Below are 12,527 nucleotides of genomic sequence, written 5' to 3' on the forward strand. Positions count from 1 at the left end.
AGGTTAGCAGCTTTGGCCTAAATAGGCTTTTATATGAGTGTCTGTTTGTTGTAAAAAATCTTGGCTTGGCCCTTGCCAATGCACTCTACCATCGGCAATAAATACGACAGTTTCGGCTAGGTCCAAGGCATCTCTAGGCTCGTGGGTAACTAATAATACGGTGAGCTGGTGTTGCTGACTAAGGCTTTTAACCAACGCGGCCATTTCTTGCCTTAATGCTGGATCTAAAGCACTAAAAGGCTCATCTAATAGCAACAAGGGCTTACGCCGAACAAGCGCTCGACCCAGAGCAACTCTTTGCCTTTGGCCACCTGAGAGCTGCTTAGGTAAACGAGAACCCAGCCCTTTTAACCCCACTTGCTCCAGAGCAGTGTCCACCTGAGCTATTTCATCCACTGTCAGTTTAAGACTCGTGCGTATTCCTAAAGCTAGGTTATTAAACGCTGACATGTGGGCAAATAAATTATGCTCTTGGAATAAGCTTGTCACCGGCCTTTGGGATGGAGCAAGCAAGTCTACCCGCTCATCACCGAGCAATATTTGCGCGGTGTCGTTTTGCGGCTGAATGAAACCAGCCAGCAAGTTAAGTAAAGTTGATTTGCCAGATCCACTTGCCCCCATAACAGCCACCACCTGACCCAATTGAATCTGCAGGTCATAACAAAAATTCTGCTCACCTAAACGACAATTCACTTGCTTAAAGTTAATCATCTGAGCCTCCCAATAAACGTTCTAAAATCACAAAAATTACTAAACATAACCCCAACAAAACCACTGCAGTAACCCCTGCAGCATCACTTTGGTAACTCCCCAAACGCTGATACATTAGCAGAGGTAAAGTTTGAATATCTGGACTGCCAAATAAGGCTACAACCCCCAAATCACCGGCGGACATGGCTGCCACTAAAGCTAAAGCCAAGCCAACAGGTTTGCGTAATATGGGCCACTCTACGTGCCGCAATCGATGCCAACCCTGCACACCCAAGCTACTGCATAAGCGATCATAATCTGTGCCAATTTTTAAGTAGGCTACAGACAATACACGCAACATATAAGGCAAGCCCATCAAGGCATTTACCAGTACGACAATATAAAGGTTAATGGCAAACACATTAACGTGGGGGCTTAGGCCAATAAATAAACCTGTTGCTAATACCAACGGTGGCACCACTAAAATAACAGAACCCATCCATTCCACAGCTAAAGCTGCAGAAGCATAACGCTTGCGCCAATGACGCTGGGCAAGCAACAAACCTGACGCCATTAAAAGGCTCAATAACGCAGAACTCAGGGCCACCCATAAGCTATTACCAAAAGCATTCCATAAACGCAGATCTAGCAATACGTCGGCCCAAGCTGGATTAATCCCTGCAATAACAACAGCCAATAGAGGCAGTAATACCAACAACGTAGCTAAAAGCAGCACCACTGAATCACTCACAATACCTAACATTGGTTTGAGGTCTGGGCGCATATTTTTAGCTGACGTCTCTAAGCTGACAAACATATCGATAGGCTTTCCTAGACGCAAGCCAGCCCACAAAATAAAGCCACAAAAACCCATCTGTAACAGGCTTAAATACACCGCTTTAGCAATATCAAAATCAAACCTTATGGCTTGAAATATGGCAACTTCAATAGTGGTGGCCTTTGGTCCACCTCCCAGAGTCATCACAATAGCAAAACTAGTGAAGCACAAGGCAAAAACCAGCGCAGCCAGTTGCGGTAACACCCCCTTGATGTGTGGCCATTCGATGTGTCGCCAAAGATCGACTGAAGTCATCCCTAGCTGGCTAGATAAGCGCCAAGTTTCGGCGTTAATTGCATCTAATCTCTGCAATAGAATACGGGTTGCCAGTGGCAGGTTAAAAAATACGTGCGCCAATAATATTCCTGTTAAACCGTAAACATAGCTTTGCGGCTGGCCTCCCAGCCACAGCCAAAATTGATTAAAATAACCGTACTTACCATGCAACAAAATAATACCAAACACAGCAATAATACTAGGCACGACTAGCGCCACGCTAAAACACCGTAATAATAGCCACCGGCCCACAAAAGACTGCCTCCGCGCTAAAGCACGGGCTACAAGCACAGCGGCAGATAAACTAATAACAGTTGATAGACACGCCTGCCACCAAGAAAACCAAACAACACGCCAGGTATAGGCATCTGTCATGTAGGTTAACCACTGGGCTTGGCCTAAATAAGAAGAAAAAGCACCCATGGCAAGCAATAATGGCAACAACACCAAACAAAAACTAAGGCTACTAAACCACAACCAATGCCTAGATGATGCTACTTTTATCACTCGCCTAATGCCTGTTCTAAAGTGTTTTCTATAGCTAACAAATGGCGCTTAAGGGCCCCCTTTTGCTGATCAACTAGGGCAGCACCAGCCGTTCCCATGGTATGCCTTAGCGACTGGTCCGTTAATAACTGGGTAATGTCTTCTAGCAAACATGCATTAGTGGTAACACGCAGGCCTTGAACTTTCTCTAATTGGTCACATACTTGAGTGAAATTGAAGCAATGGGGTCCCATAAGTACAGGCTTTCCTAAAGCGGCAGCCTCTAGCGGATTATGCCCACCTGTGTTTGCAAGACTTCCACCAACAAAAACAACGTCTGCACGGCGGTAAAAATGCATCAACAACCCCATGCTATCAACTAAGAGTATACGGCGTGGGTGATGCTTATACTCATTAGTAATCGCACTTGGCTGGTTTTCAGCATGGGTTTGGCTATACCTTAACCAAGGTAATCCAGATTGCTGGCACAAGTCAGCCACCTCATCGAACCGCTGGGGATGTCTAGGCACCAGCACCAAGGTGCCTTTAACTTGCTGGGGCAGCTGGCCCCAGGCCTGCAATAAAGCAACTTCCTCGCTTACGCGAGTGCTACCACAGACCCAACACAAACCTTCAGGCACTACTGAGTTAGTTATGTCTAACTCTCTATCAGGGATTACTAGATCGTACTTTAAGCTACCCAACACTGACACCTTGGAAGCCTGTTCACCTAGGCTGACAAAACGTTGGGCCGTTATTTCATCCTGCACTAATATTCGCGTCAGCTTTTTAAGCATGGGGGCTACTAACCAGGAAAAACGCGCATATGCCTTTGCAGAACGAGCAGACAAACGCCCATTGACTAAAATAGTAGGTACTTTTTGTCGGGCACAGGTAGCGATCAAATTGGGCCATAGCTCAGTTTCAACTAACAACACGGCCCGGGGTTTAATGCGTCGCAGCATAAGCCAGTTGGACACTCCCAGATCTACTGGCAGGTAAGCCCAGCTTACACGGTTATTTCCAGCAAATATTTGCTGGCACCGTAATTGCCCAGTCACACTGGTGGTGGTCACAAGAACAGGGAGTTTTAAATCGCTAACAATGGCTTTTATTAGCGGAGCAATAGCATTGAGCTCACCTACACTGGCAGCATGAACTAAGACCGGTTGATGTTGTTTTTGTGGCAGCCAGCCGTAACGCTGCCAAAAACCACGACGGAACTCAGCACGGCGCCAAATGAACAGTAGGTGAAATATAATGCCTATAGGTAAGGCTAAATAACATAAACAGGTATAAACGAAGAGTGCCACGGGTACAAAATAACCTTTTGTTTGTTAAACTAATGTTAACTCTTATTTTTAGTGACGCCGACAACAATGAAGATCGTCAACCTGATATCCGGTAAAGACTTAGGTGGGCCTAAGCAGACTTTTTTACATTACAGTGACAATTTACGCCAATTAGGCCATCAAGTCACTTCTGTCATTCGCCCCAAGGCACAATTAGAACCGTTATTAAAGCAACGCAAGCTTGATTACGTGCTGCTTGATTACCCCCGCACGCGTTTACCCCTGTTAAAAAACATAGCAGTTAAACGCCTTAAGCAACTATTTCTTCAGCAAGATGCAGATCTTGTCATTGTTCACAAACCCATTGATGCTGAACTTGCCCGAGCAGCCCTACCCAAAAATTGTCAACTAATTCTAGTTCTTCATAGCTACACTGCTGTAGGAATAGATGCTGCGGACCTATTGATTTGTGTCTCTCCTGTGCTCGCTGAGTTTGCTCAACAGCAAGGCTATACTGGCGCGTTAGAAGTGATCCCCAATTTAGTTGAATTGAACCCCATAGAACCCACAAGTAGACCCCCTCAGCTAATCCCAGTCATTGCCACAATGGGTATTCTGCGCCGAACTAAAGGCCAGGACATACTTTTACAAGCCGCAGCTATTTTGAGTGGCCGTAATATTAAATTTAGATTAGTCATTGCTGGCAAGGGCCGTTGGCATAAAAAAGTAAATAAATGGATTAAGCAATTAGATTTGAGCTCCATTACTGAGCGTTTAGATTGGGTAAGCAACCAAAATCGAGACGAGTTTATTGATGCTGCAGATATTTTTTGCCTGCCATCTCGGGGAGAAACGTTTGGCATGGTGGTGATTGAAGCTATGGCTAGAAAACGTCTTGTGGTTGCCACCCGCTGCGGAGGACCCCAAGGTATTATTGAACATCTACACAATGGGCTATTATGCGATATCAACGCTGAAAGTTTAGCCGACACCCTAGCCCAAGCTATAGCGTTAAGGGCTGAGGATTACCAGGCCATGTGTGAGGCCGCTTATGTTACCTCTAGAGACCAGTACAGCCCTACCAGTGTTCGCCAAAAAATTGCCACGGTGTTGTGCCAACAAATAGACCCTAATGTAGTTTAATTGTTAAAATAGCACTAATAGCCACACTATTGCGCATTGTATCAACGCTAATAGAACAGCTGAAGAAGCTACGTCCTTGGCTACACCAGCCCAGTGGTGGTGCTCGTCCCCATGGCGATCTATAGCGGCTTCAATTGCGGTGTTGATTAACTCAGTAATAAGCACAACAAACAAACTCATCACCAATAAGGCACTTTTTATACGAGTCTCTGGCAACCAAAAAGCTAAAGGCAACATAACAAGTAAAGCCAGGATCTCTTGCTGAAAAGCTGTTTCGTTTTGCCAGGTAAATTTAAGACCACGCCAAGAATAAACAAATGCTTTAACCAAGCGTGTTAAGCTGTAAATTTTACCATTCACACTTAAGCACCCTTAACCGATTGGAATTGCAGTTGATGCAGATGGGCGTAAAGCCCCTGCTGATCGATAAGCTTTTGGTGACTCCCTTGCTCCACTAGATGGCCTTGGTCCATCACTAAAATAATGTCTGCCTGCTCAATAGTTGACAGGCGGTGGGCAATCACCAAAGTGGTTCGACCCACCATAACTTCATCTAATGCGGCTTGTATATGGCGTTCTGATTCCGTATCTAAAGCCGATGTAGCTTCATCCAGCACCAATACAGGTGCATCCTTTAATAGTGCTCTGGCAATAGCAATACGCTGCCGTTGTCCTCCAGACAAAAGCACACCAGATTCGCCCACCATAGTGTCCAAACCTAAACTCATACGATCCGTAAATTCCGTGACTCGGGCAGCCTTAGCAGCCGCTATAATAAGCGCATCACTGGCATCATGCATGGCGCCATAGGCAATGTTTTGGGCAATAGTGCCATTAAACAGCACCACTTGCTGATTGACCAAGGCCACCTGACGACGCAAATCGACCCGAGTCAGGTCTTGAATGTCATCTTTATCTAGTAAAATGCGCCCTGTTTTAGGTTCGTAGAACCGTAACAGCAAGTTCACTAAGGTAGACTTACCACTGCCAGAACGCCCCACTAATGCCACTACCTGACCTGGTTGAATGACAAGATTAATGTTAGTCAATAATGGCTGGTCATCATAACTGAAATCTACATTTTCAAAGGTGATCAGACCTTTTGTTCGTCCCATGGATTGAGTCCCTTGATCAGTTTCTGGGGCTTCATCGAGTAAGGTAAAAATACTCTGAGATGCGGCAATGCCTTGCTGTAAAATACTGTTAATTTCTGTCATCGAACGCAGTGGCTTAGTGAGCATACCTGAGGCCGTAACAAATGCGATAAATTGCCCTGCACTCATGGTGTTAATTATACTGGGGTGCAATGCAAGATAAATTAAACTGGCCATAGCCACTGCCACAATCATTTGCACTAGCGGCGTAGAAATAGATTCCGCCAAAGCCAACTTCATGGCCTGCTGCCTATTATTATTACTGGCAGCCGAAAAGCCTTTTCGCTCCTGATCTTGTGCACCAAACACTCGCACCACCTCATAACCTTTAATCGCTTCACTGGCGCTGGCAGTAACCTGCCCCATGCTGTCCTGCAAATTAGTACTAATATTTCTAAAACGCTTGGAGGCCTTATTTACCACCCAGCCAATAAATGGCCCCACAGTTAAAAACACTAAAGAGAGCTGCCAGTTTAAATACACGATGTAAGCCAACAGACCAACAATAGTGAGTCCTTCACGGACAAATATTTTAAGTGCATCAGTTGCTGCGCCAGTGACTTGTTCTACGTTAAACGTGAGCTTTGATAACAGGGTTGCCGACGCATTACGGTGGTAAAATCGGGCAGGAAGTACTAATAGTCGATCAAAGATGGCCAAGCGTAACTGATGAATTACCCTTCTTGCCACGTAGGTAATACCGTAGTTACCCAAAAAAAAGCCTATGCCACGCACCATAAATATTGCCAAAACTGCAGCAGGTATTAAAATCCGAGCCTCACTATCACTGCTTTCAACGCTGTCCACCATATATTCCATTAGGCTGGCAAAAGCTGGCTGGGTTAAGGCAAAAAGAACAAAACCAACAATACTCACAGAAAAGACTACGCCGTGCTGCAGCACGTAGCCCAATAGGCGCCTATAGGCTCTCCAAGCACCTATAGTCGGTTGAGTGCTGTTAGCCGTAACTGGACTTACTGGCTTACTCATTTATTGTCCTTACATCAAATAGAGCGTTAGTTTCTCTAGCTGGTATCGCTAGCTCAGTGTAAACTAAGGCCCTGTTATCAATTGAATCAGCAATGTAACTGGCTCATTCATCCCTTAATCTCGTTTGAATTCTCTATGCCATCCTACAAACCTTCGCTCACCAAGTTCTACGCATTTAAATACTGGCCCATTTGGTTTGCCTTAGGCTGCCTTCGCCTAATCATTACCCTGCCTTGGAACTGGCGCATGGCAATAGGCAGAGCTATTGGATGGATATTATATCAGTTATCTAGCCGCAGAAGATCTATTGCCCAGACCAATATTGCTCTGTGTTTTAGTCATTTAACAGCATCAGAACGACAGTATATGCTGCGTCAAACGTTTGCAGATAATGGTGTGGGCATTATTGAGACCGCGATGGCGTGGTGGAGTTCCCGTGACACCCTAAGTCGTCGGGTATCCATTGAAGGCGGAAAATTAATTGAACACGCACAAAAACAAGGCCGCGGCGTACTATTGGTGGGTGCCCACTATACTAGCCTTGATCTAGGTGGCATTTTATTAGCCCCTAGTTACCCATACTATGCCACTTATCAGCGCCATGGTAATGCTTTAATGGACAGCATTATTCGCCGTGGAAGGTTAAATCATTTACCGGGTATGGTAGAGCGAGAAGACATACGCCAGGTTATGAGGCTTCTTAAGCAAGGAAAAATTGTGTGGCTAGCACCAGATCAAGATGTTGGCCTAGACCGCTCTGTTTTTGCACCTTTTTTTGGCATAGATGCTGCCACTACACCGATTGTTAGCCGCTTAGCTTTGGCTACAGGCGCTAAAGTACTGCAGTTTAGCCATCATCGAACACACCAAGATCAACGTTATTTACTCACAGTATCTGACAGTTTGGCCAGCATCCCAAGTGGTGATCTTGTAGCCGATGCGACAAAATTAAACGCAGCTATTGAAGCAAAAATACGCCTAAAACCCAGCCAATACTTGTGGCTACATCGGCGCTTTAAAACCCGCCCAAACAATGGTCCTACTATTTACAAATAACCCATCATAGTTGCCCACACGGCCTTTACTTTTTGGCGTTGGTCAGCCAACTCATCAGAAGCAACCTCGCCCGCTTGGTTCTGCAGCGTAAGTCGGTGCTCGACAGCCCTCATGGCCTGATAAGCCTCACGTAAATCATTGGCCTGATATTCTGTCAAAATCTCCTGCTTTTCAAAGGCATCTAAAATACGAATGTTGTCAGTATAGGTGAGTAAGCTGCTAAATTTATGGGCGTAAGCAAGCACACCGTACTGAACCATAAATTCCATATCAACAATGCCCCCCTCATCATGCTTAAGGTGGAACTGCGCTCTCAGCCCATCTGCATCTGGTTTACTAGCTAACTGTTGGCGCATTTTTTCTCGCATAGCAATCACTTCTTGTTTTAATGGTTCTTGCTGCCTTGCTTGGCACAATATCTCTTTGCGAACGGCAATAAAGTCTTTGGATAGTTTGTGGCTACCTGCAATAGGCCTAGCCCTTACAAGAGCCTGGTGTTCCCATGTCCAGGCCTCATGCAACTGGTATTGCGTAAATGCAGCCAAAGTAGAAACCAATAACCCTTTAGCACCATCAGGCCTCAGCCGCATATCTACTTCGAATAACCGGCCAGCAGCAGTGACCGTGTTTAAGTAACTGATCATGCGCTGCCCAAGGCGGGTAAAAAAGACACTATTAGCCACCGGTTTGAGCCCGTCTGTTTCAGTCTGGGAGGGCATATCATAAATAAATACCAGATCTAAGTCTGAACCATAGCTCAGCTCCCAACCACCTACTTTTCCATACCCGACAACAATAAAGTCATCACTAATACCTAGTTCATTTTGTGGATTTCCATGGCGCTCACTCAGTTCACGCCATGCCAAATGCTTAACCTGCCCCACCACGGCCTCCGCTAAATAGGTGAGCTGATCACTAACTTTCATTAGCGGCAAACGCCCCGTCACTTCTTGAGCTGCAATACGTAGCAAATGAGCATGTTTAAAGTGCCTAAGCGCCTCCATTAGTTGTTCAGTGTCATCTTCTGGCAAGCGCAAAAGACTTTGCTCCAACTCTTGCTTTAACGCCATCGCATCCGGTACGTTAAACAGGCTATTAACGTCTAACAATTCGTCAAGTAAGGACGGCTGGCGAGCCAAGAAGTCTGCAAACCAGGAGCTAGCAGCACATAGTTGAATCAATAACGTTAAGGCGGCTGGATTTTCCAGCAATAACACCAAATACACAGAACGCCTTAGAACAGCTTCAACAAGCACAAGCACTCGGGACAAGGTGAGTGCGGGGTCCGACTGTTGCGCTGCTGTTTGTAAAATCTGAGGCATTAATTGAGTTAAGCGTTCTTGCGCTACAGGCTGCATTGTTTGGGCAGCACGACTTTGGTGGAGCGCCCATAGCTGTTGCAAAATATAGCTAGAATCAGCAAAACCAGCTTGGGTTAATATACCCTGCCACTCAGGCAAAAGAGTAAGTTGATCAGTGTGTCGGGCACTATGAGAAATTTCAGCCCACAACTGAGTTAATGGATGTGCTAGTCCTTGGGGCTCGTTAGCTTCCTTTAGAGCTACCACTAGCTCAAACTGTTGATGGATAAAGCCCCTAGCGATATTAATTTGTGCTTGCAATTTGGGCCAACAGGAAAACGCTAGTGCCAAAGCTAGCCTTGCTTGCTCAGCCTCTTCGGTGGGAAGGTCCTGGGTTTGTTTATCATGCACTGCCTGCAGTGCGTGTTCCACATCGCGTAAGAACCAATAAAAATTACGCAGTTTTTCCACATCAGCTATCGCTAAGCCTGCTGTCTGCGGTAGACAATTTAATACTGCCATTAAGCTACTCGTTTGTAACCGGGTGTCTCGCCCACCCCTGATCAACTGAAACGCTTGGGCAATAAACTCTACTTCGCGTATACCACCAGTGCCAAGCTTTACGTTTTGCTGTAACCCTCGACGACGAACTTCACTAGCAATCATTTGCTTAAGGCTGCGCAGGGATTCAATGGCGCTATAGTCTAAGTACCTTCGATACACAAAGGGACGTAATAATTCTAACAGTTGTGCACCGTGGGTTTGGTTCCCAGCAACCACACGAGCCTTAATAAACGCATATCTTTCCCATTCACGCCCTTGTTGTTGATAATATATTTCCATAGCATCAAAACTTAAACACAGGGCACCACTTGCACCATAAGGCCTTAGGCGCATATCTACGCGAAACACAAACCCGTCAGCAGTGACCATATCAATGGCTTGAATGAGCCGCTGTCCCAAACGAATAAAAAACTGTTGGTTATCTATACACCGCCTACCACCTTGAGTTTCTCCACCGGCAGGAAAGCTAAATATCAGGTCTATGTCGGAGGATAAGTTTAGCTCCCTGCCACCAAGCTTACCCATGCCTAATACCACTAATTCCTGCGGTTTGCCGTCGCCGTCAACAGGCTGTCCCCATTGGTTTGCGCTGTCGTTATGTAGCCACTTTAAAGCCTCGCCTACGCATGCGTCTGCCAGATTCGACAGCTCTTCAACCAACTCCTGACTAGTCCCTAAACCACACCGATTGCGCCAAATTAAGCGCACTTGATGCGCTTTTCTAAATCGCCTTAAACACTGATGCAACTGTTTTTCATTAGTGACTTTAGCCATAGTTTCAGACAACAAAACCTGCAACTGTTTTTTTGAAAGAGCTGCCACAAGAAAAGTATGGTTGAGCAAATGCGGGTTAAGCAAAAAAACGTGTGCCGAAAAGGGGCTCGCAATAATCACATCAATAAGCTGTAGCTGCTGGGCAGGGGATGTCCATTGATCGACGCGGGGAAGCTGCATAAGTGCGTCGAACCGCTGCTGAAATTCATTTCTCAGTGCGTCTGGAAGTGCATCAATTACGTGCAGATTTTCTGGCGCAACAACAATCGCCATAAACATTACTCCCAAGGTTATATTGCCGGGCCAAAAACAGATGGCTGATGGTAGCCTAGAGTGGTTAACCTGTCATTAGGGTTGGTCTTTAACTTTAGACCCTAACGGAAAGATTCATATATAATCAAGTGATACATTGTTTTTGTAACATTAACTTGCATCAAGGCTTAGGGGGCCTGTCTGGCAACCCTAATGGTAGCCTATAGTTTGCCCTGCACTAGACGCCTAAATGATACAATTAAAGCTTCCAAAAAGCTGATGTGGGTTTTTTCTAAATAAGTCGTCCCTGTGTGATTGACAGAAGAGCTTCAGCGCGGCTTAATAGTACCTTTCCCACAGCATAGCCATAGGTAACTAAAGTGATCGAAACCAATCAGCAATATGTGAACTGGTTCCGTCATTCTGCGCCCTACATTAACGCTCACCGCGGTCGCACTTTTGTCATTTATTTACCCGGTGAAGCCCTAGCCCACGCTAACTTTGCCCATACCATTCACGACATTAACCTACTTAATAGCTTAGGCGTTAAGCTTGTGCTGGTGCATGGTAGCCGTCCTCAAATCCAAAAAGCCTGTGCTAAAGTCTCATTAGAGGGTCATTTTCATAACGGCTTACGCATTACCGATTTAGAACAACTAGCGTTAGTTCAGGCCACTGTTGGCCGTCAAGCGATGCAACTAGAGGCCCGCTTTTCTATGGGCATAGCAAATTCGCCCATGCAAGGTTCTCGAATTAGGACTAGCCGTGGTAACTTTATTACCGCACGACCTATTGGTGTTAAGAATGGGGTAGATTTTGCCTATACGGGCGAAGTAAGGCGCGTTGATTCAGAAGCTATTAGCACACAGCTCAATGAAGGTAATCTTGTACTGATTTCCTGTTTAGGATATTCACCCACAGGAGAAACCTTTAACCTTGCTGCAGCGCAGGTTGCAGGCCGCGTTGCCGCTAGCCTGCAAGCCGATAAACTGATCGTATTTGGAGCTGATAAAGGCATTAGCAACTCCCGTGGTGAACAGGTTGTTGAGCTACTCACTCGTGCCGGGCATCGCCTTGTCCACCAGCATCAAAGTAGCGGGGATAGTTGGACTGATTTATCCATGCATATTGATGTACTATCCAAAGCCTGTGATGCTGGGGTTGCAAGAGGGCACTTGTTAAGTTACCAAGAGGATGGTGCCTTACTTAGTGAACTCTTTAGCCGTGACGGGTCAGGCACAATGATCATTAAAGAAAGCTACGAACAAGTTCGTAATGCCTGTATTGATGATGTAGGTGGTATTTTACAACTGATCCGCCCATTAGAAGATGATGGGGTGCTAGTGCGCCGTTCGCGCGAATTATTAGAATCTGAAATTCATTACTTTAGTGTAATCGAGCGAGACAGTGCTATTATTGGCTGTGCAGCACTTTATCCCTTTGACGATGCGCGCCAAGGAGAACTAGCCTGCATGGCCATTGACTCTAATTATCGCGGCGGAGATCGGGGGCAAGTGCTATTGCGCCATATAGAAAAGCAATCTAGCCATATGGGACTACAAACCCTATTTGTTCTTACAACGGCGTCGTCACATTGGTTTATAGAAAATGGTTTTGTTGCCGCCGACTTAGCCCAGCTGCCCACTAGTAGGCAGTCGTTATACAACTTCCAACGCAATTCAAAAGTCTTTAGTAAGGAATTGCTCTAACC

The 12,527-nt window shown here is 45.8% G+C and carries 9 protein-coding genes; 3 read left to right on the forward strand and 6 right to left on the reverse strand.

The window, feature by feature from the left end; translation table 11 throughout:
* Window positions 1–3: 3 nt before the first annotated feature.
* Genes thiQ through ABXT60_RS12270 form a run of 3 tightly spaced genes read right to left on the reverse strand, consistent with a single transcriptional unit; the run spans window position 4 to window position 3,603 of the window.
* On the reverse strand, window positions 4–711 hold the full coding sequence (gene thiQ, locus ABXT60_RS12260) for a thiamine ABC transporter ATP-binding protein (RefSeq protein ID WP_443630390.1): 708 nt from the start codon (window positions 709–711) through the stop codon (window positions 4–6).
* Window positions 704–2,311 carry a thiamine/thiamine pyrophosphate ABC transporter permease gene (gene thiP / locus ABXT60_RS12265; RefSeq protein ID WP_443630391.1) on the reverse strand — a complete coding sequence of 536 codons (1,608 nt, stop codon included), beginning with the start codon at window positions 2,309–2,311 and terminating at the stop codon, window positions 704–706. The genes thiQ and thiP overlap by 8 nt, the downstream gene beginning before the upstream one ends.
* Window positions 2,308–3,603 carry a 3-deoxy-D-manno-octulosonic acid transferase gene (locus tag ABXT60_RS12270; protein WP_443630392.1) on the reverse strand — a complete coding sequence of 432 codons (1,296 nt, stop codon included), beginning with the start codon at window positions 3,601–3,603 and terminating at the stop codon, window positions 2,308–2,310. The genes thiP and ABXT60_RS12270 overlap by 4 nt, the downstream gene beginning before the upstream one ends.
* Before the next feature lie 66 nt (window positions 3,604–3,669).
* On the opposite strand from ABXT60_RS12270, the gene ABXT60_RS12275 reads away from it, so the two are divergent.
* On the forward strand, window positions 3,670–4,725 hold the full coding sequence (locus ABXT60_RS12275) for a glycosyltransferase (RefSeq protein ID WP_443630393.1): 1,056 nt from the start codon (window positions 3,670–3,672) through the stop codon (window positions 4,723–4,725).
* 3 nt (window positions 4,726–4,728) lie between these two features.
* Here ABXT60_RS12275 and ABXT60_RS12280 read toward each other — a convergent pair whose 3' ends face one another.
* Both ABXT60_RS12280 and msbA read right to left on the reverse strand, forming a co-directional pair.
* Entirely contained in the window at window positions 4,729–5,085 is a 357-nt protein-coding gene (locus ABXT60_RS12280) for a diacylglycerol kinase (RefSeq protein ID WP_443630394.1), read from the reverse strand.
* A gap of 2 nt (window positions 5,086–5,087) precedes the next feature.
* Window positions 5,088–6,869 carry a lipid A export permease/ATP-binding protein MsbA gene (gene msbA, locus ABXT60_RS12285; protein ID WP_443630395.1) on the reverse strand — a complete coding sequence of 594 codons (1,782 nt, stop codon included), beginning with the start codon at window positions 6,867–6,869 and terminating at the stop codon, window positions 5,088–5,090.
* A gap of 135 nt (window positions 6,870–7,004) precedes the next feature.
* Here msbA and lpxL point away from each other — a divergent pair, with 135 nt between their 5' ends.
* A complete protein-coding gene (gene lpxL / locus ABXT60_RS12290) occupies window positions 7,005–7,925 on the forward strand; it encodes an LpxL/LpxP family Kdo(2)-lipid IV(A) lauroyl/palmitoleoyl acyltransferase (RefSeq protein ID WP_443630396.1) in 921 nt (306 codons plus the stop codon).
* Here lpxL and glnE read toward each other — a convergent pair.
* Complete coding sequence (glnE, locus tag ABXT60_RS12295) at window positions 7,916–10,837, reverse strand: bifunctional [glutamate--ammonia ligase]-adenylyl-L-tyrosine phosphorylase/[glutamate--ammonia-ligase] adenylyltransferase (protein ID WP_443630397.1); 2,922 nt, start codon at window positions 10,835–10,837, stop codon at window positions 7,916–7,918. The genes lpxL and glnE overlap by 10 nt on opposite strands.
* Window positions 10,838–11,196: 359 nt before the next feature.
* On the opposite strand from glnE, the gene argA reads away from it, so the two are divergent.
* Window positions 11,197–12,525: an amino-acid N-acetyltransferase gene (gene argA / locus ABXT60_RS12300; RefSeq protein WP_443630398.1), complete on the forward strand. Its 1,329-nt coding sequence runs from the start codon at window positions 11,197–11,199 to the stop codon at window positions 12,523–12,525.
* Window positions 12,526–12,527 lie beyond the last annotated feature (2 nt).

It is taken from the genome of Candidatus Njordibacter sp. Uisw_056, assembly GCF_047730085.1.
Classification (GTDB): Bacteria; Pseudomonadota; Gammaproteobacteria; order Pseudomonadales; family Balneatricaceae; genus Njordibacter.